General features: G+C 47.6%; 25 protein-coding genes, 1 pseudogene and 1 riboswitch. Of the genes and pseudogenes, 17 read left to right on the top strand and 9 right to left on the bottom strand.

Translation table 11 applies throughout. The annotated features are described in order from the left end of the window. Nucleotides 1-23 precede the first annotated feature (23 nt). The 3 genes and pseudogenes from ACR1R9_RS24530 to ACR1R9_RS24520 all read left to right on the top strand — a co-directional run bounded on the left by ACR1R9_RS24530 (nucleotide 24) and on the right by ACR1R9_RS24520 (nucleotide 2,592). Nucleotides 24-842 carry a hypothetical protein gene (locus tag ACR1R9_RS24530; protein WP_433922451.1) on the top strand — a complete coding sequence of 273 codons (819 nt, stop codon included), beginning with the start codon at nucleotides 24-26 and terminating at the stop codon, nucleotides 840-842. Between the two features lie 315 nt (nucleotides 843-1,157). Continuing rightward, entirely contained in the window at nucleotides 1,158-2,129 is a 972-nt protein-coding gene (locus ACR1R9_RS24525) for a M15 family metallopeptidase (protein ID WP_433922452.1), read from the top strand. 221 nt (nucleotides 2,130-2,350) lie between these two features. Then, nucleotides 2,351-2,592: pseudogene (locus tag ACR1R9_RS24520) on the top strand (hypothetical protein). Nucleotides 2,593-2,755: 163 nt separating this feature from the next. Here ACR1R9_RS24520 and ACR1R9_RS24515 read toward each other — a convergent pair. Beyond that, nucleotides 2,756-3,817, bottom strand: a complete 1,062-nt coding sequence (locus ACR1R9_RS24515) for a copper amine oxidase N-terminal domain-containing protein (protein WP_433922453.1) — start codon at nucleotides 3,815-3,817, stop codon at nucleotides 2,756-2,758. A 295-nt stretch (nucleotides 3,818-4,112) separates the two neighbouring features. Here ACR1R9_RS24515 and ACR1R9_RS24510 point away from each other — a divergent pair, with 295 nt between their 5' ends. Continuing rightward, the gene (locus tag ACR1R9_RS24510) at nucleotides 4,113-4,589 is read left to right on the top strand and encodes a GNAT family N-acetyltransferase (RefSeq protein ID WP_072734885.1); all 477 of its coding nucleotides are present in this window, start codon (nucleotides 4,113-4,115) and stop codon (nucleotides 4,587-4,589) included. Nucleotides 4,590-4,627: 38 nt separating this feature from the next. Then, a complete protein-coding gene (locus ACR1R9_RS24505) occupies nucleotides 4,628-5,698 on the top strand; it encodes a Gfo/Idh/MocA family protein (protein ID WP_076290562.1) in 1,071 nt (356 codons plus the stop codon). 150 nt (nucleotides 5,699-5,848) lie between these two features. On the opposite strand, the gene ACR1R9_RS24500 is transcribed toward ACR1R9_RS24505, so the two are convergent. Next, nucleotides 5,849-6,082: a hypothetical protein gene (locus tag ACR1R9_RS24500; protein ID WP_064642526.1), complete on the bottom strand. Its 234-nt coding sequence runs from the start codon at nucleotides 6,080-6,082 to the stop codon at nucleotides 5,849-5,851. 98 nt (nucleotides 6,083-6,180) lie between these two features. On the opposite strand from ACR1R9_RS24500, the gene ACR1R9_RS24495 reads away from it, so the two are divergent. Both ACR1R9_RS24495 and ACR1R9_RS24490 read left to right on the top strand, forming a co-directional pair. Beyond that, on the top strand, nucleotides 6,181-6,630 hold the full coding sequence (locus tag ACR1R9_RS24495; RefSeq protein WP_433922454.1) for a hypothetical protein: 450 nt from the start codon (nucleotides 6,181-6,183) through the stop codon (nucleotides 6,628-6,630). Continuing rightward, nucleotides 6,620-6,904 carry a hypothetical protein gene (locus tag ACR1R9_RS24490; protein WP_310854412.1) on the top strand — a complete coding sequence of 95 codons (285 nt, stop codon included), beginning with the start codon at nucleotides 6,620-6,622 and terminating at the stop codon, nucleotides 6,902-6,904. The genes ACR1R9_RS24495 and ACR1R9_RS24490 overlap by 11 nt, the downstream gene beginning before the upstream one ends. Nucleotides 6,905-7,267: 363 nt before the next feature. Here the strand turns inward: ACR1R9_RS24490 and ACR1R9_RS24485 are convergent, their stop codons facing one another. From ACR1R9_RS24485 to ACR1R9_RS24470, 4 genes are all read right to left on the bottom strand, one after another. Beyond that, nucleotides 7,268-8,308, bottom strand: coding sequence for a zinc-binding alcohol dehydrogenase family protein (locus ACR1R9_RS24485; protein ID WP_433922455.1), 1,041 nt, complete (start codon nucleotides 8,306-8,308; stop codon nucleotides 7,268-7,270). Nucleotides 8,309-8,512: 204 nt separating this feature from the next. After that, nucleotides 8,513-8,881, bottom strand: coding sequence for a hypothetical protein (locus tag ACR1R9_RS24480; RefSeq protein ID WP_053779723.1), 369 nt, complete (start codon nucleotides 8,879-8,881; stop codon nucleotides 8,513-8,515). Nucleotides 8,882-8,977: 96 nt separating this feature from the next. Then, the gene (locus ACR1R9_RS24475; RefSeq protein ID WP_433922456.1) at nucleotides 8,978-9,295 is read right to left on the bottom strand and encodes a hypothetical protein; all 318 of its coding nucleotides are present in this window, start codon (nucleotides 9,293-9,295) and stop codon (nucleotides 8,978-8,980) included. A gap of 354 nt (nucleotides 9,296-9,649) precedes the next feature. Then, on the bottom strand, nucleotides 9,650-12,307 hold the full coding sequence (locus ACR1R9_RS24470) for a UvrD-helicase domain-containing protein (RefSeq protein WP_433923657.1): 2,658 nt from the start codon (nucleotides 12,305-12,307) through the stop codon (nucleotides 9,650-9,652). A 348-nt stretch (nucleotides 12,308-12,655) separates the two neighbouring features. On the opposite strand from ACR1R9_RS24470, the gene ACR1R9_RS24465 reads away from it, so the two are divergent. After that, nucleotides 12,656-13,447, top strand: a complete 792-nt coding sequence (locus tag ACR1R9_RS24465; protein ID WP_076290558.1) for a zinc ribbon domain-containing protein — start codon at nucleotides 12,656-12,658, stop codon at nucleotides 13,445-13,447. A gap of 68 nt (nucleotides 13,448-13,515) precedes the next feature. Continuing rightward, on the top strand, nucleotides 13,516-14,307 hold the full coding sequence (locus ACR1R9_RS24460) for a TrmB family transcriptional regulator (protein WP_076290557.1): 792 nt from the start codon (nucleotides 13,516-13,518) through the stop codon (nucleotides 14,305-14,307). 194 nt (nucleotides 14,308-14,501) lie between these two features. On the opposite strand, the gene ACR1R9_RS24455 is transcribed toward ACR1R9_RS24460, so the two are convergent. Further along, complete coding sequence (locus ACR1R9_RS24455) at nucleotides 14,502-15,185, bottom strand: NUDIX hydrolase (RefSeq protein WP_433922457.1); 684 nt, start codon at nucleotides 15,183-15,185, stop codon at nucleotides 14,502-14,504. Nucleotides 15,186-15,264: 79 nt separating this feature from the next. On the opposite strand from ACR1R9_RS24455, the gene ACR1R9_RS24450 reads away from it, so the two are divergent. Next, nucleotides 15,265-15,567, top strand: coding sequence for a hypothetical protein (locus ACR1R9_RS24450; protein ID WP_076290555.1), 303 nt, complete (start codon nucleotides 15,265-15,267; stop codon nucleotides 15,565-15,567). Between the two features lie 281 nt (nucleotides 15,568-15,848). On the opposite strand, the gene mscL is transcribed toward ACR1R9_RS24450, so the two are convergent. Next, the gene (mscL, locus tag ACR1R9_RS24445) at nucleotides 15,849-16,343 is read right to left on the bottom strand and encodes a large conductance mechanosensitive channel protein MscL (protein WP_433922458.1); all 495 of its coding nucleotides are present in this window, start codon (nucleotides 16,341-16,343) and stop codon (nucleotides 15,849-15,851) included. A 269-nt stretch (nucleotides 16,344-16,612) separates the two neighbouring features. Continuing rightward, nucleotides 16,613-16,712, top strand: a riboswitch (purine riboswitch). Between the two features lie 300 nt (nucleotides 16,713-17,012). Between mscL and ACR1R9_RS24440 the strand changes: the two genes are divergently transcribed. Next, complete coding sequence (locus ACR1R9_RS24440) at nucleotides 17,013-17,600, top strand: xanthine phosphoribosyltransferase (RefSeq protein WP_433922459.1); 588 nt, start codon at nucleotides 17,013-17,015, stop codon at nucleotides 17,598-17,600. Between the two features lies 1 nt (nucleotide 17,601). After that, a complete protein-coding gene (locus ACR1R9_RS24435; protein WP_090810282.1) occupies nucleotides 17,602-18,963 on the top strand; it encodes a nucleobase:cation symporter-2 family protein in 1,362 nt (453 codons plus the stop codon). 316 nt (nucleotides 18,964-19,279) lie between these two features. On the opposite strand, the gene ACR1R9_RS24430 is transcribed toward ACR1R9_RS24435, so the two are convergent. Further along, the gene (locus ACR1R9_RS24430) at nucleotides 19,280-19,618 is read right to left on the bottom strand and encodes a DUF4870 domain-containing protein (protein WP_099858792.1); all 339 of its coding nucleotides are present in this window, start codon (nucleotides 19,616-19,618) and stop codon (nucleotides 19,280-19,282) included. 282 nt (nucleotides 19,619-19,900) lie between these two features. Between ACR1R9_RS24430 and ACR1R9_RS24425 the strand changes: the two genes are divergently transcribed. The 5 genes from ACR1R9_RS24425 (at nucleotide 19,901) to ACR1R9_RS24405 (ending at nucleotide 24,173) form a co-directional block, all read left to right on the top strand. Continuing rightward, nucleotides 19,901-21,481, top strand: coding sequence for a hypothetical protein (locus ACR1R9_RS24425; protein WP_326064173.1), 1,581 nt, complete (start codon nucleotides 19,901-19,903; stop codon nucleotides 21,479-21,481). 322 nt (nucleotides 21,482-21,803) lie between these two features. Further along, entirely contained in the window at nucleotides 21,804-22,655 is an 852-nt protein-coding gene (locus ACR1R9_RS24420) for a pentapeptide repeat-containing protein (protein WP_433922461.1), read from the top strand. After that, nucleotides 22,631-23,128, top strand: a complete 498-nt coding sequence (locus ACR1R9_RS24415; protein ID WP_433922462.1) for an imm11 family protein — start codon at nucleotides 22,631-22,633, stop codon at nucleotides 23,126-23,128. Before ACR1R9_RS24420 ends, ACR1R9_RS24415 begins: the two co-directional genes overlap by 25 nt. Next, complete coding sequence (locus tag ACR1R9_RS24410) at nucleotides 23,125-23,775, top strand: hypothetical protein (RefSeq protein WP_433922463.1); 651 nt, start codon at nucleotides 23,125-23,127, stop codon at nucleotides 23,773-23,775. Before ACR1R9_RS24415 ends, ACR1R9_RS24410 begins: the two co-directional genes overlap by 4 nt. A gap of 20 nt (nucleotides 23,776-23,795) precedes the next feature. Continuing rightward, on the top strand, nucleotides 23,796-24,173 hold the full coding sequence (locus ACR1R9_RS24405; RefSeq protein ID WP_064642503.1) for a DUF4280 domain-containing protein: 378 nt from the start codon (nucleotides 23,796-23,798) through the stop codon (nucleotides 24,171-24,173).

Below are 24,173 nucleotides of genomic sequence, written 5' to 3'. Positions count from 1 at the left end.
TAGTGACAGGAAGGGGGATTGATGTGAGCGAAAAATGGAATGTAGAGCTGCATATGTCCCCCGGTGGATGGAAAGCAGAAGTAAGTGCGGCTGCTAATGCAGACAAAGAGGCATTAGCAGCCGCAGGCAAGACCGAATCAGCCGAAGGCTTGTTCACGGTAACAGGCACGCTGCATCAGCTCAGTGAAGCTGAACGCGAGACTGTGCTGGCACAGCTGCGCAAGCGTCCGCTGGCGCTGTACGCGCTGCTGCGCGGCGGCCCTGCCCCGGCGGAGCTCGACGGGCTGCTGCCGCAGCATGCGCGAAGCGAGGCCGTGCCGGGCACAGCCGCTGGCAGCTCGCTGAGCGCTGGCGGCACAGCGGCGTGCACCTGCGGCCGCCCGGGCTGCGCGCATGCCTCGGCCGCTGAGCGCGCCGTTGCCGCGCGCTTCGCGGCCGAGCCGCTGTTGCAGCTGGCGCACGCCGGCCTGCCGCGCGAAGCGCTGCTCGCCGGCGTGCTGGGATCATGGGCGGAGGAACTCGCCCATGATCCCAGCGGCCCCGGCCGCGCAGCCGAAACGGCCGGCCGCCCGCAGGCGCGGGGTGGCGAAGGCGGCGCAGCCGTCGGCGAGTGGATCGCCGAGGCAGCCGCGGACGGCGCCATGCACCAGCCGGGGCCTGGTTTTGGCGCCGTGAAGGTGCGGCTGGCGCAGCCGGGGAAACCCCCGGCAACGCCAGAACTGGCGGCGCTGCTGCCAGGCGTGCCTGCCACCGCAGGGCTGGCATTGATCCGCGAGCGCGTAGCTGCGCGTATGTGGCAGGCTGTCCAAAAGAAGAAGAAGGACAGCCCGGCGACCAAATGAGGCACCATTCGGAGCGGGGGAGATCTTAGATCATCCCCCGCTTGTTTGTGATGTGCCTCGGCGAATTTCTTTTATCCAACATGGATATATACATTTCTAATTCGCTTCTAAGGCGTTGAACCTGGAATAGGGCTCTAAAAGTCCAAAAAACGACCGTACAAGCTGTACACCCGGCATATCTTTAGAGTGACCTCCTCTCAAGGAGGTCTTTACCGGTGGAGCTTCGTTGCAATTTAAGGTATACTGTCGCAGGGGAAGACAAGCCCTGATGCACGAATACTGCAATCATTATTACTATGCGATAGGAGTTTTTACATGAAATTACGTACAGGACGACAGCGCCAAGTTGCGGTTATGCTGTCCTCACTTATGATATGCGGAGCTTTGTTATCCGCTTGCCAGGACGGTTCGGGCTCAGAGGAGAACCAGAATCTGAACGCAGCAGGAAGCGCACAACAAGAGTCGGACGGTACCACGGTTCATTTGACTGAGGATACTGGCAAGGATGGCAACAACACAGGTGGGGATGACAGCTCATCTTCGGACAATAACAATGAAGGTACGGACAGTGGTTCTGGCAATGCTTCATCTGGGGGAGAGGGTTCTTCTGACGCAGGCAATGGAGCCACAGCAGAGGATCCCCTGATGGAGAAACGCAGCATTAGCGCGCTGCAAACGACGATTGATGCACAAGCGGTAGTGACCAATTCAGAAGCGATGACCGTGATCGTTAACAAACAGCGCAGCTTGCCAGAAGGATACGAGCCGGATGATCTGGTGGAGCCTAACGTACCGTTTTCCTTCGACGGGCCGCATGAAAAGCGCCATATGCGCAAGGAAGCTGCCGAGGCGTTGGAGAAGCTGTTTGCCGGTGCCAAAGCGGACGACATTGAGCTTCGTGCGGTATCTGGATATCGTTCTTATCAGCGTCAGGTTTCGATCTATAACAACAATGTCAAAACCAAAGGTAAAGAATACACGGATCGTGTAAGCTCTGTGCCAGGCCACAGTGAACATCAGACCGGACTAGCGATTGACGTTTCCAGTCCAAGTGTAGGCAATGCCATAGAAGAGGTATTTGGCACATCGAAAGAAGGCCAGTGGTTGGCTGAGCATGCAGCAGAATATGGGTTCATCATCCGTTATCCACAAGGTGAGGAAGCGATAACCGGTTATGTGTACGAGCCATGGCATATTCGTTATGTCGGCACTGATCTGGCTCCTGATGTTGTGAAAAGTGGACTGACACTTGAAGAATACTTTGATGAGGCTAATATCAAGCTGTAAGCCTGGTGCTTCCTCTTTTGATTGAGGACTAGGATCTCAATCTCAAAAAACCTCTGAATGATTCCCCTTGTCCAAGGCATGGGAGATCACTCAGGGGTTTTATTGGTTTGAGCTAAATTCAGTTATATCCTATTTGATTTGCTTGTTCAGCAGGTCGGCAGACTGATATAATTCATGTTTAATCAGGAGTTCAAATCACATGTAAAGCGAGGGAAAGCAGAATGAACAGACAGCAGGTGTTTACCGGTTCTCCATGGGAGCCGCTTGTAGGATATTGCCGTGCCATTCGTGTTGGCAACCGAATTGAGGTTGCGGGTACTACGGCCAATTTTTTGGCCAGATCCAGCCTGTCGCCACGATGGTGGAGGTTAGTGCACTCATTGATCCTTTGCTAATGGTGGAGATTGAGGCAGAAGCGATTGTTGAAGCACAAGCTGAGGTTGATGCCGAAATAACGGAATAGAGCTGTTATATACATATAGACAAAATGCAGTATCGAGAAATAACCTTACCCCAACCTCCATGAAGGAGGAAGCGTGGGATAAGGTTATTTCTGCATTAATATAGTGAGATCTAGCTCTACTGACCTCTACGCATAAATAAGGCTAGCCTTATTTTCTGGCAGTTTATTTTGCTTCAGGTTGATCGGCCGGTGTTTCAATTACTACTTTCCAAGCCGTTCCGATTGGAGGCAAGCTGCGAGTCAGGACCGGGCTATAGAAACCAATCACTTTGGCACCTTTGGTTAGTTCCTCTGGTTTGATCGTTTCCCCTTGATGATTCACCAGTTCTGTATCTTTGCTAATGTTAAGGATAACATGGTCAGGTGCTGTCTCTGTCAGACGGGAGCCGGAGATCTCGATCTGAGTACCATTATTTTCTATTGTTTTTACATTTTCAATCGTGCCTGCTGTACCCAAAACTTCTTTAGGTTGTGCTTCGGATTCCGAAGCAGCAGTATCCAGTACAGTGACTTTGTAAGTCGGTGTTTGCGGCGGTAAACTGAGGGTTGCAATCTCAGAATGCTCAGCTTCCACGTTCATGCCAATGGTCAGATCAGTAAGCTTGATATCCTTGCCATCCGCGGATTTGAAAGCGGTATCCTCACCAACATTAAGTACGATACCATCTGTACCTGCACCGCCGATATGGATGGATTGATACTTGCCTTCGCTGTTAATTCCCGTAATGACCCCACGCTCAGTAACGGTTTTCACTTCCTCTTCACTGGAGATGGTTACTTGGTTACCTGTTGTATTCACTTGTGCGTGCAGTACTTTATCTGCAAAAGAAGCGGGTACAAACAGTGTGCCATTTGTGATCTCAGGCGCTGTTCCCAGCTTAAGCAGCATTTTATTAACTGAATACTGGTCTTTGCCTGTGGTAACGATTGTCCAGAGGGTACCCTTTGTCAGCTCAGCAGATTTGTTTTCCTTGTTCCATTTCAGTTCAATGCCAAGAGCTTCTGTGAGATCACGCAGTGCGATCATGGGTTCTTGACCATCCTTGTTCCAATAACCGTCAGTCATCGGTGCACCGTTCACAGATACTTTTACGGCTTCAGTTCCTTTGCTATCGGCTGATACGGAAGTTGAATTGACGGGCTGAATGCTGTCCAGGTTTGCTGCGTATGCGGCTCCCCCGCCCAGGGCCAAGGACAGGACCATCAGGGCGCTAACTTTTTTCATGTTGTTGTTCATCGTTGATTTCATCCCTTCTCATCTTGGTTATGACGCGGTAAACTCCTATTAAGGCCACGTTCCAAACTTATAGACGGGACAACTTCGTCCAGTGTTGCACTTTGAGGTAAATAATGTGAGAAGCATGTTAGTCTATTATTTGAAAAACAGACCACATTGCCGGTTATAAGAAGCAGGATGCGGTTAAGGATCAATGAGTGGAGAACGTGTGATTCAGACTTTGAATTAACCCTGGATTACATGGGGGTGTGGTACGTCCAAATATGAGGAGGGGGGCAATCATATGAGTGATATGTTGGTTGCGCTTTACCATTTGCCAGAGCAAGAGAGTGGACTGAAAAAGTTGGAGGAGTCCTCCATTGTTATCCGAAGAGCCATCGCACCAGAGAAGCAGGTTGTGCTGGATTGGGTGAGATCCCATTTTAGCCAGCCCTGGGTGGATGAGTGTGATGTAGCTTTTGCACGTCAACCCGTGACTTGTTATATAGCGCTTGAGCATGGGAAAATGATTGGTTTCGCTTGTTATGAAGCAACGTGTCGTAATTTCTTTGGTCCAACGGGTGTTGGTCAGGAGGCACGGGGCAAAGGTGTCGGCACAGCGCTGTTGTTGGCCTGTATGCATGCCATGAAGACAGATGGTTACGCTTACGCGATTATTGGATCGGCGGGACCTGTGGATTTCTATGCTCAGACCCTGGGGGCCGTGAAGATCGAAAATTCAACACCAGGGATTTACAAAGGCATGCTCCGGGCAGACTAGACGATATTCATGTTCTGGAAAAGGAAGGGAGGAAGAAGATGACCACAAGCAAAATGCTGCATATCGGCATGATTGGCACAGGCTCCATTTCGGATCTTCATATGAGGTGTTATGCCAAGAACGAGAATGCCGTTATTTACGCCATCTGTGACTTGAACGAACAGCGTGCAGCCGCGGCTGCAGAGAAGTATGATGCACAATCCGTGTACACCGATTATCGCGAGATGCTGAAGGATCCGCATGTGGATGCCGTTAGTATCTGTACGTGGAATAATACGCATGCCGAGTTTGCTATCGCTGCCCTTGAGGCAGGTAAACATGTGCTGCTGGAAAAACCGGTAGCAACCAATGTGGAAGATGCGCTGAGGATTGAAGAGGCTGTGAAGAAAAGCGGATGTACTTTTGTCGTGGGCTTTGTGCGTCGTTATGACAACAATATGCAGATGATGCGCAGTTTCATTGATGCGGGTGAGTTTGGTGAGTTGTACTATGCCAAGGCTTCTATCCTGCGTCGCTTGGGAAATCCCGGAGGCTGGTTTGCGGACAAAAACCGTTCTGGCGGTGGCCCGCTCATTGATCTTGGCGTACATATTATCGACCAATGCTGGTATCTGATGGGCAAACCGAAACCTGTTTCGGTGAGTGGAAATACGTATCGTAAACTGGGCAATCGTGCCCATATCGAGCATCTTTCTTTTTACAAAGCCGCAGATTACAGTTCTGCTGTCAACAATGTGGAGGATATGGCGAATGCGCTGATCCGCTTCGAGAATGGGGCTTCTTTGGCGGTAGATGTGAGCTTTACCCTGCATGCACGTGGGGAAGAATCTTCAGTCAGATTGTACGGTGAGCGTGGTGGAATTGAGCTGGAGCCGCAAACACTAATCGTCACTGAGAAACACAATACGATCTTGAACATTGAACCTCAGACAGACTATAAAGGCCTCGATATTCACGGTGCCTTCCAAAATCAGATTGATCACTTTGTAGATTGTTGTATAAATGGTACAGAGCCCATCAGTCCCATTGCGGATGGTGTGGCTTCGACTCGGATGCTGAGCGGAATCTACGAGTCAGCCGAAAAGGGTCAGGAGATTCGTCTGGACTGAAAAATTTAGATCCGTGTCTTTCGTGAAATAGTTGTTACACTTAAAATGTTCTGGTAGAAATCGATCTACCAGAACATTTTTTAAAATAGTAGCTTGGACTAATTTACAATATTCATTTCTCTGCAACTGGACTGGAATTACATAGCGCGTTTAGTCATTTTTTTTACTCGAAAAACCAATAACGCAAAAGATTAATCCTAAGAATACAAAAAATGGAATGAAGAGATTACTGAAAAATCCAGGGTATAACACTGTTAAATCAACAGAGATACCCTCTTTGCCAATACTTGTAATGTAGGTAGAGAAATAGGCAACCACACGTTCAAGAGTATATAAAAATCCTCCTAAAGATAAAAGTAATATGCCTGCAGTTCGGAAATTCATTTAAATACCTCCTTTATTTGAATTATTTTACAAATATATATTATATTTTTCCTTTATTATGGATTATGTACCAAATTATAAACGAAAAGAGGGAATATATGTTGTCTATTAGGAAAAAAATTTTTATACCAGTTGTTGCAGCTTCATTATGTTTGGGTAGTTCTTTATCGTCCATAGCAATGGCCCAATCTATTGAGGATACGGTTGCTCCAGTTTCTAGTAATATTGAAAAGGTTATTGATGGAAAGAACTTTTCCATCTCACCCAATGTAGTTGGAAAAATAACCGATGAGGAATTGAAAGCTATTTCTCAGCAAGCTAATGGAACAGGGGATATCATCATTTCAAATGTTATTGAAGATACAAATCAAATCTCTCCTTTTTCACAAAACACTGTCTCTCCAAGTGCATGGTATGATACTCACATTATTTGGGATATTACTAAACAAGTAACTCAAAGAGATACTCCCTTAGCTGCTCAACAGATAACAAGCGTTGGCCAGTCTCAAGAAAGAAACTATAAATACCACATACAAGTTGAGTGCTAATGTCTCTGCTAGTGTAACGATTCCATCTAGTTTAAAAACCTCAATCGAAGCTGGGTTGGCTAGTGAAATTACCCAAAGCATAAATACTAAATATTCAGGACCGAAAGTTGGTAGCGGTATTGTTTCTTATGTTTTTTGGATAACGCCATTCGTAAATCGCGGAACATGGAATGCAACAGGAAAAGGTAATTTCTCTGGTGACATTTCTGGGCCCTATTCTGGATCGTGGCAAGAACCTAATAAATTCGTAGAATGGACACAAGCAATTAAATAATTCAGCGAATTAAGAAAGAGGCTGTCTCAAAAGTCCTTAGAAACTATCGGTGAATAATAGTTACCATGGGTACTTGCAAAAAAGCCGAAGCAGAGGTTCATCCTGCTTCGGTCCTTTTGCATTTTTCCGTCATTGCGGTATTTTTAAGCAGATTGTGGGCAAGGCAAAGCCACTCGACCTCCAAGCTTACTTTTGCAAGCTGCAAAGCAGGATTCTCTGGAATACCCGGTTGTTTTTGATTTGTCAAAATAAGCTTTCAGGCTCCGCATAAGCCGAATCGAAAGGATATACCTTCCTCGCTGCGCAGGGGACAACACCCTTTGGTTAATTTATTGATCATGATCAGACGAAACGGATGTACATTTACTTTTCAAACCCTTCTAACACGATTTTGCCAATTGCAGTGCCTGATTTGCTCTTTCGGTAAGCTTCCAGCAGATTAGCCGCATTAATTGGTTCAATCCGCTCTGCCATCGTTGTATGAATCTTGCCCGCATCCACTAGATCTGCGATTTCATTAAGTAGAAGATGTTGTTCAATCATATCATCTGTCTGGAACATTGGACGGGTGAACATCATTTCCCAAACGAGCGTTACGCTTTTTGAGAATAACTTTTGAAGTTCGGGTGGTTTTTCGAAGGGCAAAATGGAGCAAATTTTCCCCTGAGGCAAAATAACTTCTGCCATCTCATCCATATGCTCATCTATATGATTTAGCACGAAAATATAATGTACACCAGCGAGTCCGAGACCTTTAAGTTGTGGTCCAAATGGTTGACGATGGTTGATCACATGGTCTGCTCCGTTTGATTTTACCCAAGAGACTGATTCGGGACGAGAGGCAGTTGCTATAACTTTAAGTCCAGCGAGCTTGGCTAATTGAGTAGCAATCGATCCGACGCCTCCCGCTGCCCCGATAATAAGCATGTTTTTACCCTCGTTATCCGATGCATTCCTGGAAATGCCCAAGCGTTCATAAAAAGCTTCTCCTGCCGTAAGGCTTGTCAGAGGTAAAGCTGCCGCCTGGGCGAAATCCAGATTTTTCGGCTTTCTGCCGACAATTCGTTCATCCACTAAATGAAACTCGCTGTGTCCGCCTGGTCGCATATTGCTCCCCGCATAATACACTTCGTCACCAACGTTGAACAAATTGCAATCGGAGCCGATGTCCACTACTATTCCCGCTACATCACGACCAGGCACGGTCAGGGATAAATCGTCCGGATGTTTGGAAAGATGAGATCTCCAATCCGTCGGATTAACAGATACAGCCTTCACCGCAACGAGTAAATCCTTTCCTGTAGGTTGGGGTTTCTCAACTTCTACCTCCTGAAATGGTGGTATGTCCGTCTCTAGCCCAGGTTCGTAATATCCGAACGCTTTCATCATGATTGGACTTCCCATCGCTATAGTTATCCTCCTCGCAGAAATAAGTTATACATAAAATATATAGTATAATATTAAAAATAAACAGTAGTATCATTTTTGGTTTATAGTATCAATAATGATACTAATGGGACCGAATTGTAAAAAAATAAAGACTCCCGTTACTCCTGAAACAGGTCATTGGCCTGGATTCATCGGAGTGGAAGTCTTTATGATAAGGGTTCATTTATTCAGCGGTGAGTTCTCATACCCCGGATCATCATAATCCGTATCTTGCAGCCGTGAAAGTACATTCATGCTCTCAATCGCCTGCCGGGTATCCGAAGTGCCATGATCGTAAAGAAACGTGTACAGCAATGTCATGCCATCTGAGAATTGTTCTGTTGCTTCGTCATGATCCGCCGATTTGTAGGGTACCGGAGCTCGTTGCAATGTATAGGCATCTTCATCCTCCAGCACTTTCATCAGGTCTTTTAGCCGATTTAGCTGTTCATCGTCCACCATGACTTCAAAGGGTGTTGATTCGTTCTTGGTCTGTTCAATGAGATTATGGGTTACCGATACATAGTAATGCTTTTTGCCGTCCTGCATAATCCAACCTCCATTCTAAAATGGAAAAAAGACGCTTCTACTGTTAATAAACAGCAGGAAGCGTCCTGAAACGAATGGCAATCGTTCATCTTCGTCTTACTCATCAAGGTGCTCGGTTACAACCGACCATCCATTGCCTCTTCCATCTAAACGACCTTGCTCAAAAAAATCAATTCCATTAACTGTGATACTCACTGCAACCATTTCCGGTTCATTTTCTACGGGATCTACAACAATAAATCCTTTGTTCAATAAATATGTGATCGTTCTCTGTCTCTCTATGTGTGCATCCGGATAGAATCTTTTTTTGGGGACGATACAAGCTGGATTTTTTGTAAACCATATCGTATACAGTTCTTGTAATATGTCGAATCTTTCTTGTATCCGCTCTTTAATCACAGCTTCCAGTTCCATAACTCACCTCTTCTAATTTGAGCAAAGGAGCTATCTCGAAAGGGATGCTCCTCTCGCTCCAAGCGTTAACGAACCTACCGCATACTAAAAGGCTAATTCTCAAAGATTACATATTTTAACGAACTCCAGTGACCTTATTTATGCATCAAAAGGCTTTAGGACCTAGAACTGGCCAAAATAGATGAAATAAGGTCTCTGTGATTCGTTACACCTCAGCTCTAAGCAAATGGAAGCAAATAGCGTGTGCTAGTTTTGTTAGGCAAAAAACAAGAGCTGCCAACCTGCCTACACTCATGACTTACGGGACAGCTCTTTCTCTGAACGTCATATAATGTGCATTGGTATACTTGCTTGTTACCTTCCGAACCGCCCAGTTACGGGAACCTTCCGGGTGCTGGCCTCCATGGTGCCTGAACAAAGCGGACAGGGCGGAGGACCAGAGGTCGCCTTTTTGGATGACTTGGCAGAAGCACCATCCGGTTTCTGGCGCAGCCATGCTTTGCAGGTGGAAGAACTGCACTTCCAGATTGCTACGGTCTCTGTACGTTCTGCACCTGAAGAGTGCAACCCCGAGCTGCTGGAGGACGAAGCGGTCTGACTTATACCCGTGGTGCTGAACGCCGTGTGATTGCGAATTACCCCGCTGCCGCGCCGTTCACTGAGACGATCCTCGTCTCGTTCATCGAGTACTTCAAAATCACGCCGATCACTTTGACGGATTGCGCTGCGCTGATCTGCACCACGCTGAACTGGACTCACTGCATCCCGTCCCTGCGGCCGTGAACCTGAACGGGCGTATGCTGCATTTCCATTTCTACTCTCATTGCCGTTAGCTTTACCATTCGTGTTCCCGTTACCCTTCCAGTTGCTGCTACCGCTTCCATATGACGCGTGATTACCAGTCGGTCCATCCTCGCGTTTTTTGCGTTTATCTGGTACCTCCATGCCGAAGGCCTCCAGTAAAAAGCGGGAGACGTCTGCTGGCTTACCGTGATGACTGGCGGGAGAAGTGACGTATAAGTACTGTTTGGCTCGTGTGATTGCGACATAGGCGAGTCGTCGCTCCTCTTCCAGAGCCATGTCCAGTTCGGCATCTGTCTGCTGCACCGTAAGAGCAGCCTTCTGGTCTTCGGGGATATCCTGCCGCAGTGCCGTGCTGTGAGGTACAATTCCTTCGCTGGCGCCGATCCAGTATACACATGGGAATTCAAGTCCCTTGGCCCGGTGAATCGTCATTAGTTGGACTGCATCGCTGTCCTGTGAACGGCGCAGTGATTCCATCTCGCGGTGTCTGCGGGAGAGTTCATCGGCAAATTGGATGAACTCTTCAACGGTTTCGAATTTTTTGGCGGCAGCTTCGAATTCGTCCAGTGTCTCCAGCATCGTTTCCTTATAATGGGTAAAGATGCTTGGATCACCGCTTTCCATATATTTGTCGTAAAACTGGCGGCGCATCTCCTGGATCGCGATCACCGGTTTCAGCTTCGTCAGTGATTTGATCAGCTTGATGCGTTCCTTGACCTGCTCCTGTTGAAAAGGCTTTAGCTTGTCCCATTTGGCCAGATGAATGAGCGGATATTTCTTCGCTTGCTGCTCTTCACTGCGTTGAATCCACTCCAGTCCGGCATCGCGGGAAACATAGAGAGGCCCAAGCGCACTCGGCAGAGCATCTACAGCACGTGGATTCAGGGACAACCGCATATGATCCATTAAAGGTCGAATCAATGACTGGTCATAGAAGACCGGGGAAGCACCATGTTGTACAAACGGCACATCTTTCAACACAAGCTGCTCAAATATAGCCCGACTGCTACTGGCTGTCCGATGCAGGATCGCAATATCCCGATACGTATGAAGACCTTCCTCGACTTGCTGACACAACTGATTAACAACCCAAGCTGCTTCTTCCTCGGCATTGGAGGGGGTTGCGAACCGGGGCGCATCTCCACGATGTCCGGCTGCGCGCAGCCGCTTGTCACGTCTTCGTTTGTTCCGGGCGACCAATTCACTGCCCAGTCCCAGGATACGCGCATCGCTGCGGTAGTTGATATCCAGCGTCACGATGCGTGCACCGGGGTAAACTTTATCGAATTCCAAAATGGATTCCTGCCGTGCCCCATTAAACGTATAGATCGTCTGGTCATCGTCTCCCACAACCATCAGGTTGCGGTGGGCGGCAGCCAGTTTTTGTACAATTTCATATTGCAGACTGTTCGTATCCTGGAACTCATCGACCATGATGTACTGAAAACGCTGCTGAAGCGGACCCAGTACAGCAGGATCACGAAGCAGAGCGGCAGCTCGCAGCAAAATATCATCAAAATCCATTTTGTTGCGATCCCGCTTCCAGGCTTCATAACCAAGGAGAACACGTTTGGCATCTCGTTCCTCCTGTGATTTTTCGGGAAGATCGCTCGTCTCTGAGCCTTGCATTTTCCAAGCGGACAACATAGCCAACAGACTCTCAGGCTGAAAAGCCTCACTCATGCCATTCTGACGCAGGAGCATCTTGAGCACGGTATGCTGCGCACGGGACTCACCAAAAATCTCCTCCTGCACGCCGTAATGACGCAGCAGCGTCAACGCGAACGAGTGGAATGTACGGGCCTGCACCGCTCGTGCGGCTGCGGGACGAATGCCAGGCAGCGATGCGATGCGGTCTTTCATCTCAGTGGCAGCTTTGTTCGTGAACGTCACCAGCAGTATGCTTCCCGCGTGAGCACCCCTAACCTCCATCAGGTAGCCGGCTCGTGCAGCCAGTACAGTTGTTTTGCCGCAGCCAGCTCCTGCGAGAGTCAACAGGGGGCCTTTGCCGTGGCGTACCGCTGAGATCTGGGGTCCGTTCAGACGGATGCCCACCTCTTCCAGAGAGCGGAAATAAGGAGCATCCCGTTCATCGCTGGCAACGAGCTGCCTACTGGTCTCCAGCGGAGCTGAAGGGGATTGGGGCAGGGATGCTGCCGGGGTAACCCCGAGCGGACGGGGGTAAAACGTTGAGTTCGGACTTAACATCATTCATCCACCTCTATATGCATTCAGGGATAGGACTATCCCGGCTTAAAAGTAATTCATTTGCCCTTTTCACAATCGCATTGTAAATTGGTATGATAGGGATAACCGCCCAAGTAGGCGGATCAGTAGGGCCAAAGCTTCATTATACCCGAACGTATGGTCCTGACGAAAGCCCCCGAATTCATCCAGCATCGGCAGAAAACGGGCATTCACGCGAGATTTCGCAACTTTTTGGCATGATATCGTATAAGTTATATACTATAAAAAAATCAAATGAAAATGAGTTTTGGAACAAATGGGTGTTGAATCAAAAGGTTCAACTTCTGACGGGACAGAGGAGGAGATGTCATGAAACTGCTTCAGCGGATTAAGAACGGAGCAAACAAAGCAACAGAGCGTGCCCAGCACGCCGTTGAAATCGGAAAAATAAATAATCAGATTGTGGGCTTGCAGCAGGAACAGGAAGTCCATTTTACAGATATGGGTCGTATCTTCTATGAAGGTTATCGCGCACAGGACATGACGCGTGCCGAAAAAGAGATGGTGGATCTATCAGGGCTGTGCGATGAATTGCAGGATGAGATCGATGGACTGCGCAACAAGATTGCACAACTCAAAAATGAGCGCTTATGCGAGTGTGGACACGTCGCTTCACTGGATGCCAACTTCTGTCCGAAATGCGGACGCAAGTTGGGTGAATTCAAACCCGCAGCAGCATCTGTAGGGGCGACAAACCCTGCGAGACAGGAAGCAGCCGTGGCCCAAAGCCCGGAGCGACCAATCTATGATGCACCAGTTGAAGAGGAACTGGAGGAAGCTGAGCCGTATCACACGGTAATTCCGTCCATTGCGGACCTGGAGACCGAATCCGAGTATAACAGTACGGAATTTACCCAAGAGGAAAAGGAAGCATTCGATGCCGAGTGGGAACGCCGTCGGGATGAAGAAATGCAACGGGAGCGCGAGCGCCAGCAGGAGCTGGATGAGCGCATTCGGTACTGGAAAGAAAATAATCCGATCGTGAACACGGTGGACGTACAGACTGAAGTGCCACGCGAAATGGTGAATTGTCAGATTTGTGCAGCAGAGCTGCCTAAAGGTTCGAAATGGTGCCCACGCTGCGGAGCAGAACAGATCTGATGCAGTAGACGCGCTGCCGAATCATTGTGTGGCAGCGCTGGTTGCTTACAGCATGGGGGGACGGGAATATGGACCAACTGCTGCATCATTTGCGTCATCTGGGGTTTACCGAGATGGAATCTAAAATAATGGTGGAACTCGCTCGTCAAGGCTCGGCCTCGGGATATGAGGTTGCGAAAAGGCTGGGTGTGTCCCGTTCCAATGTATATGCCACCCTGCAACGGTTGGAACAGCGGGGATTCCTGCGTTGCAGCGCAGGCGAGCCTGCGAAATACAGTGTCTTGAAGCCTGAGGAAATGACAAGCATGATCTCCGGTCAGATGCGTGCATCTCTTGAATATGTGCAGAGCAGTATGCCGCAGCATGAGCCGGAGAAGCCGGTCTTTTACAACATTGAAGGCGACAAAAATGTATTTGAGAATCTAAGCCGTGAACTGGCTGAGGCCAAACATGAGATTGTGGTGGACGTGTGGCGTGAGGAAGCGGAGTTGTTGCGTGCCGACTTGCAGCGTGCCGAAGACCGAGGCGTGCGCCTGTTATGGTCATGTGATGGTGGAGAGGGTATTATGGATCAGCCCGCTCCTTGGCCTGGTTTGCCTTCATACGGGGCAGGTAATGGCCGAAAGTTCTCTTTAGTGGTAGATCGTCGTTGGTGTATGTTAGGGATGCGCGGGGAGTCTTGCGCCACTCAAGCGATGGTAACAGAACATCCGGTCATGACCGGACTGCTGCTGAATCATTTTGCTCAGGAATTGGTGTTGTATGAACTGGAGCAGGACATGGGAGAGGAACTGGAGTCACGATACGGACCTCGATACCAAAACCTCTCGGCACGTTATTGGTCCGTACCTTCAGAGTGAGTATGAACTCCAAAATACATGCTTAAAGGAAGCAGGCGTTGCCATGAGGCAGACGCCTCTTCATGCTAGTTAACAGAAGCAGTGATGTTCATCACAGCAAATGTTCCCTGTTGAGCTAATGTAATAGGGTATGAATTCATGCTATTTTTGAGAAAATGAAGCTATGAACGTAACTTTATCATAGGCAAAATTGGTTAGTTTTTGGGCAAGTGAACTAACGCTTCAAGTACATCGATATAATATTCCGTACCGTGTGGCACGAACTCGGCTGCTCTAATCTCACGCAAATGACGTGCTTGAACGGGAAGAGGAACAGAGTTACTATATGCCTGATCCACCTGATCGGACGCTGACTGCACGGCTTGAACTCCTGCGGCTTGAATTACATGGGTTTCGCCACGGAACAAGGCAATCAGGTCATCCAAGGGTACTTCGTATAGGCTGTCGACTTCGCTTGCCTGCAAGGTATAGGCTTCGAGAGACTGGTTCAAGCACAGTCCAAAGACAGAGCTGAATTCCCGATCGATAAAAGGTACACCGCGAACCTGCCCTTCAAGTTGCTGTCTTGCCGTCAACAGGTAGGTCAGCGTTTCAAAAGGCGCTTGAACGCCCAGTTCTTCCTCAAGCTCACGACTGGCTTCATGCAGCTGTTCTCCGGCTGTGAGATGCCCTGCTGCGGTAATGTCGTAACATCCGGGGAAGGTATCCTTGATATCCCGTCTTCGCTGAAATAGAACCAACCGCTGTGAACCTTCGTCCCGCACGATCCAGCAGTGGAATGAACGGTGCCAGAATCCCTCGGCATGGACCACGCTGCGCAGCTCTGTACCTATCCAATTTTGCTGATCGTCGTAAATGTCGAAACGTTCTGGGGTCATGATACGTATCTCCTTATATAGCAAGTTTTAAAGTTCAAAATTTCACAAAGTGTGTTTTAAACGAAAGGGGAACCATCTTATGGAATGCATTGTACACTTTCAGGTCATTTATCCGCAACCTCAGGAACGTAAAAGTCTTAGAGGTCTTATATTTGTTGGACAGGGTCAGGAACCGGCGAATAGCCAGCTAACAACGATGTTTAAGGATATGGGATTCAACGTACGTCTGGAAGACGAGAGTCAATTGTTGTTTAAACCTGTGGATGCGTCGATGAATTTTGATTATATCCGGGTAACAGAGCTCGATACCGGGGAAGAGGTTTATAAGGAAGATCGGGATTTGAAGTCGATTTTGGAGCACTTGTTGCCGCGTCGATTCTAGTTTGTAAGCATAGTGAGCGTAAGATAATAATGACAGTAGAGCAACATACCTGCTTGTGAGATAAAGAAAGGCCCCACCTTTACGGTGAGACCTTTCATGTGGGAGCCGATTTGATTCCACCCGCCCCGTGCGGGATTGTAACAACACGGATGAAGAAGTATTGCTGACAGATCAAGCAGGAGTTTTTTTACATAAAGCTTTAATAAAAATGTACCTCTACTGACCTCTATATAGAGTTTGGGTACACTTTAAATTCTGATGAACTTGAAGCATGGAATCGATTAAGCTGTTGCGCCGTTACCTTCTGCTTCCAGCTCTGAAGTACAGTGCGAACAGCGAGTAGCCGCAGCCGGAATTTCGGACAGACAGTATTTGCAAGCCTTGGTCGTTTTTTGCGGCTCGGGCTTTTTGTGTTCTTTGCTTTTGATGTAATTGATACCCTTCACCAGCATGAAAATACAGAAAGCGACGATGAGAAAATCAATCATCACGTTGATGAACTGCCCATATGCAATCACCGTAGCGCCAGCCTCATTGGCTTGAGCGAGTGTTGTGATCTCCTGTCCGCTGGCAGTACGCATATCCCGATCCAGATTAATGATTTTTTGACTGAAATCAATGCCTCCAAGCAGTTTACCTACAGGTGGCATGATAATGTCATTCACGAGGGACGTGACAATTTTACCAAAAGCAGCCCCGATAATGACACCGACTGCCAAATCGATGACGTTGCCACGTACAGCAAATTCTTTAAATTCCTTTAATACGTCTTTCATGTCTGCAAATCTCCTTTACCCAATAAATTCATAATACAGGCGGCGTTTCCATCGATTCTCCGTTCGGACACGCGCTTCCGTTCTCATATTGTACATAAAAAAACCGCAGCAATCATCCCTTTAATGCAAATTAAGACAAGTTTCCGCAACTTCCATGAAAATACTTCTTTATTTCACGCCGCCGATTCGGTATACTTCTAACATTATCAGTTCGCTCATACTTTTACATTCAGGTTCGCGATCATACATTGTAACGAATCATGGAGCTCTAAAAATTTAATATGCCGACTCGTATATGTGCAGGAATAGGCCTGCATGTTTCTACCCGATCACCGGAATGATCGGACTACGGGAAAGATCCTGCAACGTTGTTAAGGTATGGAGAGAGATGATTCTCGGGCAGTGTGTCTGAAAAAGGATGTTCAGGTAGCTTCATATCCCTTCTTGAATAGGGAGTTTGAGGTTTGCTCTAGTTATCCTGTTATCATGCTCTTCCACTTCATTATACTTGCAGTATCCATACGGCTTGTCCACATATGTACAAGTCCGTCTTTTCCCGTCTCCGGTTCTTCCGCAGCGTGTAAAAAGGCGGGCTTTTTGTTTTTTTACAGCGGGGATCGAGGTCATGCAGGCTTCTGTACGGGAAGGCACACAGGGGGAAGAATTACGATGCAATTGTTAAAAGAAAAGGTAATACAGGAAGGCATTGTCCTGTCCGAGCAGGTACTCAAAGTGGATTCATTCCTGAACCACCAGATGGACCCGGTTCTGATGAAGGAAGTCGGTAAGGAGTTCATCCGCCGTTTTGAAGGGGAGAACATTACACGTGTACTGACGATTGAATCCTCAGGGATCGCACCAGGCATCATGACTGCGCTGGAACTCAACGTGCCGCTTATTTTTGCACGGAAGCAGAAGTCACTTACACTTACGGAAGACATTCTGGTTGAGAAAGTGTACTCCTTTACGAAGCAGGAGACCAATGAAATTACAGTTGCGAAGAAGTTCATGCAGCCTGGTGACCGTGTACTGATCATTGATGATTTTCTGGCCAATGGCGAGGCAGCATTTGGTCTGGCCCGCATTGTGGAGCAAGTAGGTGCTGAAGTGGTTGGTATTGGCATCGTGATTGAAAAGGCGTTCCAACCAGGAGGCCGCTTGCTGAAAGAAGCAGGATACCGTGTGGAATCACTGGTTCGCATTGGGGCGTTGTCAGACGGGAAAGTTACGTTTGCGGACGAGGAGGTCACGATCTAATATGGCACGCGAACGTATTTTTCAGCGGCATCGGCATCCGATCAAAACGTTCTCGCTAGGTCTCCAGCACGTGCTGGCGATGTATGCAGGAGCTGTCGTTGTACCAATTATTGTAAGCAAGGCCCTTGGTTTTACAACGGAGCAGTTGACCTATCTGATTGCGATTGACCTGCTCGCCTGTGGTGTGGCAACACTGCTTCAGGTATGGGGCAATCGTTTCTTCGGAGTGGGGCTGCCCGTCATGCTTGGCTGTGCATTCCAGGCTGTATCACCGATGATTTTAATTGGGATGAAGAGCGGTGTGTCTGCCATTTATGGTGCGATCATTGCTTCAGGGATATTCGTTGTATTGTTCTCGGGCATTTTTGGCAAATTGATACGACTCTTTCCGCCAGTCGTCACTGGATCAGTAGTAACCATTATTGGTCTGACCCTGATTCCGGTTGCGTTCAACGATCTCGGCGGCGGTCAGGGTGCAGAGGACTTTGGCAGTGGGGTTCATCTTCTGCTCGGATTCGGCGTATTGGTGTTCATCATTCTGATGACACGGTTCACGACAGGATTCGTTCGTTCCATCTCGGTGCTGATCGGCCTTCTCGTGGGCACAGTGGCAGCAGGGCTTATGGGTGAAGTGAACTTTGCGCCAATTCGTGAAGCAAGCTGGTTCCATGTCGTGCAGCCGTTCTACTTTGGTACGCCGACATTTGAGATTGTACCGATTCTGACCATGATTCTGGTGGCGATTGTCAGCGTAGCTGAATCCACTGGTGTATTTATGGCTCTTGGCAAAATTTTGGATAAAGATCTGTCTTCCAAAGATCTGGCCCGTGGCTATCGTGCAGAAGGTTTGGCGATTGTGCTGGGTGGTATCTTCAACTCATTCCCTTACACGACCTATTCACAAAACGTAGGGCTTGTACAGATGACTCGTGTCAAAACGCGTGATGTTATCGTTGTAGCGGGTGGACTACTTGTGGTCATCGGCTTTGTACCGAAGATTGCTGCATTGGCACAGCTTGTTCCAGGTTCTGTTCTTGGCGGGGCCATGGTTGCTTTGTTCGGTATGGTAGTATCGTCTGGTATTCGTATTCTGGGCAGCCAGGTTGATCTGAACCGTCATGAGAACCTGTTCATCATCGCCTGCTCTGTAGGCATGGGGCTGGGAGTAACGGTTGTGCCTCAATTGTTTGCAGGTGCGCCGGACTGGGCACAGATTATGCTCGGTAACGGAATCATTGCCGGTAGTTTTACTGCAATTTTCATGAATTTGCTCTTTAATGGTCTGGGTACTCAAGCAACGGCTGCCAAAATGGCTGAACGTCAGGCGGATGTGATCCTTGGAGATAACGGCAAGTCGGCGTAAAAAGTAAAGATCTTAAATCGTCGTTGTTATTACCCGACGCCTTCAACATGTATATTATGTTAACTTTAAATTCCTTATGGAATGAATAATAAATGTTGTGAATAAAAAAGTTAAACGGCCTGAACTATTCAGGGGATGAATCATCTATCCTGTGAATCGTTATTGAAGGCATAATAAATGAAACACCGGAGACCTTGCTCGTTAGAGAGCAAGGTCTCCGGTGTTTTTTCTTTTTTTTTGCCGAAAACAAGATGGATTATTATGTAGACTCACGGGGTGAATTACTTTGGGAGGAAGCCGATAGACACGTTACATACTACAGATGCCGCATCTGTTTCTCTGCAAAGTCTCCGACCCACGGCAGCTTAAGCCATTTGCCTTGCAGACTGGTCACCACCATGAGAAGCCAGACCACCACACCAAGCAGGGACAACAGTGATGCCAGCAATGGCCCAAACAGTGGGAGAAATGCACACAACACATGACCGACCATAATGAGGCCAAATACCGTAACGGATTGAAGGGCATGAAACAGAACGAATCGGCTGCGTTTTTCTACAGCCAGAAAGATGATTCCACCTACAAAAGTGAACAGATAACAGAGCATGCCGGCAATATTTTCATCCAGACCGCTTGATGATTTCATGGGGGACATTCGGTCCAGCCTCCTTTGTCCTTTTTAACTAGGTTATGAGAGAGGTGGACAGAACTGAACCGGTTTGATTAAGGAATGTTCCAGATGGACAAAGAAAATGTAACACTCAATATAGGTAAACACCACGTAAGACTATAGATTCATTTGAAAATAGAAGTGCGTATATACACATCCAATTTGAGACTTTCTACATATTCAAAATATTCCATAAAATTCCGAATTATATAAATACAATTATAAAGGGGAACCATTGATTCATTTGAGATACAAGGAGGCTTATTCATGAATATATCCGCAACAACATATGGTCAGGTTCGGGTAACACCTTACGAAATCGTTCGTCTTCAAACCCTTGAAGTGAATAAAACGATGAACGGACATGCACGAATGAGAATGACGGCAGTGATACCGGAAGCTCGAAAAGACAGCTATGTGCAAGCAACAACATCCCAAACCGATATTAAAGTGAAAATTACCGATGACGAAGGACATGAGAAGGTGTTCTTCTCCGGTGTGGTGCTGCATGTGAAAGTGAACGTCATTAATGATGTACATACACTAATGGTTGACGCTGTATCCCATACCTACTTATTGGATGTAAAGCTGCATAAGCGTTCCTTCCAAAATCCCAATCTGTCCTACAAGAATTTGGTGCGCAAGATTATTTCTCCCTATGAAGGTTCAGATGTCATTGATTTTGCTACAGATGGCCGTAAAATCGGAGATTTTGTGATGCAGTATGAGGAAACAGATTGGCAATTTATCAAAAGGATGGCTTCGCATTTCTACACTGGAGTTGTTCCGGATACATCTTCAGGAAAACCCAAGTTTTATTTTGGCTTACCCGAAGGCCAGTATAAGGGTGAATTGCAAGCATCCCATTACACAGCAACCAAACGAATTGCCGACTATCGATCTGCCAAGGAAAACAAGGTACCGGGTGTCAAAGATCCGGATTATATCGTATACGAAGCGGACAGCAGGCAATGGTTCGAAGTAGGGAATGAAGTAGAGTTTAAATCCAAAAAGTGGATTGTAGGTGAGGCGAAGACCCGATTCATCGATAGTTTGCTAAATCATACATATTCCTTATTTCCAGCGGAGGGGCTTCGTTATAAGAAGAGTTACAATACTTCCATTATTGGCGCTTCCATTCAGGCTTCGGTTCTTCAAGTCAAGGGGGACAAAGTTCGTGCGAAGCTCGATATGGATGAGCAGCAGGACGAGAGCACAGCCTATTTCTTTCCCTATTCAACGATTTATGCTTCCGAGAACAATACGGGCTGGTATTGCATGCCTGAAGTGAATGATAGCATCCGTATTTATTTTCCAAGCAAAAAAGAGGAAGACGGCATTGCCATAAGCTCTGTAAAAAGGCAAGATCCTGAGATTGTACCGGCTGCACCGAAGCAGGCTTCAACCGTATCACCAGCGATTGGAAAGGGTGGTGCTTCTGGACAGTCTGGGGGAAGTCCAAGTGGGAGCAATCGTAATAGTTCAGGCACGGCTGGAGGTGGAGGGACATCAAGCACGGGCGGCAGAGTAGCCCCGCCCCCGGTGCCGGAAGACCGAATGGGAAATCCAGACATCAAGACATTCCGAACCAAGTATGGGAAAGAGATCATGCTGGCTCCAGATAAAATTGTGATCTCGGCGGGTGGAATGTATATCACGGTCAGTGACGAGAATGGCATCGAGATTGTAAGCGATCAGAATGTCAGCATTACAGCGGGTCAGGATGTCGTCATGTCCGGACAAACGATTCGGATCGCAGGCGAGAAGGTTGAGTTAACCGGAAAGGGCAATACCATCACTTTGGAAGAAGAGTTGAAGATGCACGGGGCAGAGATCAAGATGAATTAGCCAAGAGTGGTAGAAAGGAAGAGAAATGAACAAAGCGGAAGCGATTGCACATTTACAGCAGGAAATATTGGAACCCGCACTTCAGGAACATCTCTCAACACTTAGGGTGTACATCATGCAACATCAGAACTCGTTAATCCAATCGTTCCTAGAGTCTATGCGGCAACTCTGTGTAAAAGCAGAATGGGCCCAACAGGAACTCGGGAAAGAACCAATCTCAATCCTTCATTGTTCCATGTTGAGAACATCTATATTGGAAAGGAGTTACACCTACTTATTGGAAGCTTACTCTGATCAATGGTATTGGGATGAGATAGAGTGTATGCACACATATGATGCGACGTGGGCATTCCAGTCGTTATCTTCGTTAGAAGAGCTTCTTCATATCGAAATGAGACGTTATGGAGGTGTACTTAATGCTTCTGACGTGGAACGAATGATATTGCATTCCGTGGGTCGATTCAATGCCTACGTCATTGCGCTTGCACGTCTGGCCGTTCCTCATGTTGTGAATTTGAAAGAGATGGAACACATCGACCGTGCAGATCAGTTTCAGATCAGGGTAGGTGAATATAAGGACTGGAGTGAACCCGTGTATATCAGGGACTATGGGTATAGGGACACGCAGAATATCCGCAAGAAATTATCAGTAGCGGAAGGGCTGGAATGTGCTTATGGAGACTATACGTCACTATCTTTGGCAGAGGGCTTATACGACCACGTTGATATCAGATATTCCGATTTCAGTCATGCCGATCTGAACAAGAGTAACTTAAGAGGTGTTGTGATGATTGGGACCAAATGGGAACAGAGTGATCTGAGTGGAGCTGACCTCAGAGGGGCGTTACTTATGGATGCTGTGTTCCGGGAATGCAGTCTGCGTGGAGCCAACCTGTCTGATGTCAGTGACGGAGCAAGTATGGAATTCCAGGAAGGTGTTCTTGGTCTTCAGGGAATCTGTTTTGCCGGAGCCAATCTGGAAGGCGCCGACCTCAGGGGAGCACAGTTATTCCATGCTGATTTTCAGGGGGCTAGGCTGAGTCAGGCACAGATATGGATTCATGACCGTGAACGGTATACACATGTTTTGAATAAAGAGCAGATTGAATCGATACGCTGGGTTGTATCCCATGAGGAAGAGGAGGAGCTATGGTCCCACGATTTTATGAACTGACCGAAGATCATCGGATATTGAATCCATTCAGGCCTCCTCTACTAAAAGCCAGTTTGGATGAGTTGCCCATTTCATCTGTCATGATGATTGAACGCAGACTGAATGAAGAGCCGACCGATTGGATAAGTAGGCCTTCATATTTTGTTAGTGATCGCATGAAGCGGCTGTTGGAAATGGTCGATGAAGCACTGATATTCAAATCCGTCACCTTCATCGATCATGGTAGCGGGGAGCAGTTGAGCTACTGGGTGAGTCATATCCCTGCTGTGCTGGCTTCGTCTGACCATAGCCTGTTTTATCCGAATGGTTCAATACAGCAGCTTGTATTGCAGGGTGAGGCGGTTAAAGATCAACGCATATTTACATTGGAGGGTGTAAGAGGGAGTGGTGTAATCGTGCGTTTTGATGTAGCAGAGAGCATGCTTCGCAGAGGGTTAAGTGGCTTTGTTTTACGAAAGGTGGATCTGGAATGAACCGATATGGTGATGAGATGCTGCTGAAAATGGATCGGGATTTGCGTTTGGCAAAGCGCATTCAGGAAGCTGAAGCGGCAAGTGGGGAGCTGATGACGCAGGAAGAGGTTACTTACGGAGTGCGCCAGGGTCTGATCGAGACCGAAGCAGATATCATCACGTTGAACAATTACCAAATCTGGGAGGGGATAATAACCCTTCCTTTACCGGATCATCTGGTCCAGGTTCCCCGAGGCAAACTACAGGAGGGCAGAAACAGCCATGGACGAGATGAGGTCATGTGGATTGATGAGCAAAAGGGTATCAGCTTAAGCCTATCTAGATCATCTCATCCATTGCACGTCAGCCAGATTGAGGGAATGGGCAGGATCATCACAGATCAGATGCGAATGCTCAAAAAGGATGCGCAATGGTTACATGAGGAGACGGCACAAGGAGATAGCCTGATTGTCTTCTATGGAGAATCCATTCAGCCCTCAACCTTGGGGATGGCTTACGATATTGTGATCGTTACATCGGTAAAAGGAAGAGCGGTCACAGGGAATGTCCGTTTTCCGGTTGAACAGCTTCATCTATGGCGACTTCTAACAAGGGCGATATTCATATGTGCCCGGATGAGTGAAAACGGAAATGGACCAATCCATTAATTAACATAGGGGGGACTAGAATGCTGCTACCCATGCTGTTCAAAGCGTTGATGTCAGGAGGTTTCGGTGGTGAATTTACCTATGTGGTCAGAGGTGCCGAGATTTCCTGTAGTCAGGGATCAGATCCGGGTGTGCTGAACCTGCCTCTTTCCCACGGCATCTATATCAAGGAACAGCCTGTATTAAACATTGCGGACGTGATTCCATTGGCTAACGTTGGACGATGCGGGTTTTGCAAAATGGACGGAGCATTGTGTGAACCGGATACGTTCTTCAACAAATGGAGCCAGGGCAAGGAGGACGTGCTGGTGGAAGGTGAGGCCGCTCTGCTCAGTCGATCAGAACTGATATGTCGAAAAGGCGGGATTATCAAGATTGAGGTCGATGGCCAGTTGTAA

It is taken from the genome of Paenibacillus taichungensis, from assembly GCF_050994985.1.
GTDB classification, from domain to species: Bacteria; Bacillota; Bacilli; order Paenibacillales; family Paenibacillaceae; genus Paenibacillus; species Paenibacillus taichungensis.
The sequence above is the reverse complement of the archived record's forward strand: the minus strand, read 5'-3'. Positions and strand labels throughout refer to the sequence as shown.

Bases quoted from the DNA above. Each gene is read 5' to 3' on its own strand.
- ACR1R9_RS24480 (WP_053779723.1), bottom strand. From the start codon at position 8,881: ATGCAGGACGGCAAAAAGCATTACTATGTATCGGTAACCCATAATCTC.
- ACR1R9_RS24515 (WP_433922453.1), bottom strand. From the start codon at position 3,817: ATGAAAAAAGTTAGCGCCCTGATGGTCCTGTCCTTGGCCCTGGGCGGG.
- ACR1R9_RS24470 (WP_433923657.1), bottom strand. From the start codon at position 12,307: ATGTTAAGTCCGAACTCAACGTTTTACCCCCGTCCGCTCGGGGTTACC.
- ACR1R9_RS24485 (WP_433922455.1), bottom strand. From the start codon at position 8,308: ATGGGAAGTCCAATCATGATGAAAGCGTTCGGATATTACGAACCTGGG.
- ACR1R9_RS24455 (WP_433922457.1), bottom strand. From the start codon at position 15,185: ATGACCCCAGAACGTTTCGACATTTACGACGATCAGCAAAATTGGATA.
- ACR1R9_RS24440 (WP_433922459.1), top strand. From the start codon at position 17,013: ATGCAATTGTTAAAAGAAAAGGTAATACAGGAAGGCATTGTCCTGTCC.
- ACR1R9_RS24465 (WP_076290558.1), top strand. From the start codon at position 12,656: ATGAAACTGCTTCAGCGGATTAAGAACGGAGCAAACAAAGCAACAGAG.
- ACR1R9_RS24460 (WP_076290557.1), top strand. From the start codon at position 13,516: ATGGACCAACTGCTGCATCATTTGCGTCATCTGGGGTTTACCGAGATG.
- ACR1R9_RS24415 (WP_433922462.1), top strand. From the start codon at position 22,631: ATGGTCCCACGATTTTATGAACTGACCGAAGATCATCGGATATTGAAT.
- ACR1R9_RS24500 (WP_064642526.1), bottom strand. From the start codon at position 6,082: ATGAATTTCCGAACTGCAGGCATATTACTTTTATCTTTAGGAGGATTT.
- ACR1R9_RS24475 (WP_433922456.1), bottom strand. From the start codon at position 9,295: ATGGAACTGGAAGCTGTGATTAAAGAGCGGATACAAGAAAGATTCGAC.
- ACR1R9_RS24450 (WP_076290555.1), top strand. From the start codon at position 15,265: ATGGAATGCATTGTACACTTTCAGGTCATTTATCCGCAACCTCAGGAA.
- ACR1R9_RS24510 (WP_072734885.1), top strand. From the start codon at position 4,113: ATGAGTGATATGTTGGTTGCGCTTTACCATTTGCCAGAGCAAGAGAGT.
- ACR1R9_RS24495 (WP_433922454.1), top strand. From the start codon at position 6,181: ATGTTGTCTATTAGGAAAAAAATTTTTATACCAGTTGTTGCAGCTTCA.
- ACR1R9_RS24405 (WP_064642503.1), top strand. From the start codon at position 23,796: ATGCTGCTACCCATGCTGTTCAAAGCGTTGATGTCAGGAGGTTTCGGT.
- ACR1R9_RS24425 (WP_326064173.1), top strand. From the start codon at position 19,901: ATGAATATATCCGCAACAACATATGGTCAGGTTCGGGTAACACCTTAC.
- ACR1R9_RS24420 (WP_433922461.1), top strand. From the start codon at position 21,804: ATGCACACATATGATGCGACGTGGGCATTCCAGTCGTTATCTTCGTTA.
- ACR1R9_RS24435 (WP_090810282.1), top strand. From the start codon at position 17,602: ATGGCACGCGAACGTATTTTTCAGCGGCATCGGCATCCGATCAAAACG.
- ACR1R9_RS24505 (WP_076290562.1), top strand. From the start codon at position 4,628: ATGACCACAAGCAAAATGCTGCATATCGGCATGATTGGCACAGGCTCC.
- ACR1R9_RS24410 (WP_433922463.1), top strand. From the start codon at position 23,125: ATGAACCGATATGGTGATGAGATGCTGCTGAAAATGGATCGGGATTTG.
- ACR1R9_RS24525 (WP_433922452.1), top strand. From the start codon at position 1,158: ATGAAATTACGTACAGGACGACAGCGCCAAGTTGCGGTTATGCTGTCC.
- ACR1R9_RS24430 (WP_099858792.1), bottom strand. From the start codon at position 19,618: ATGTCCCCCATGAAATCATCAAGCGGTCTGGATGAAAATATTGCCGGC.
- mscL (WP_433922458.1), bottom strand. From the start codon at position 16,343: ATGAAAGACGTATTAAAGGAATTTAAAGAATTTGCTGTACGTGGCAAC.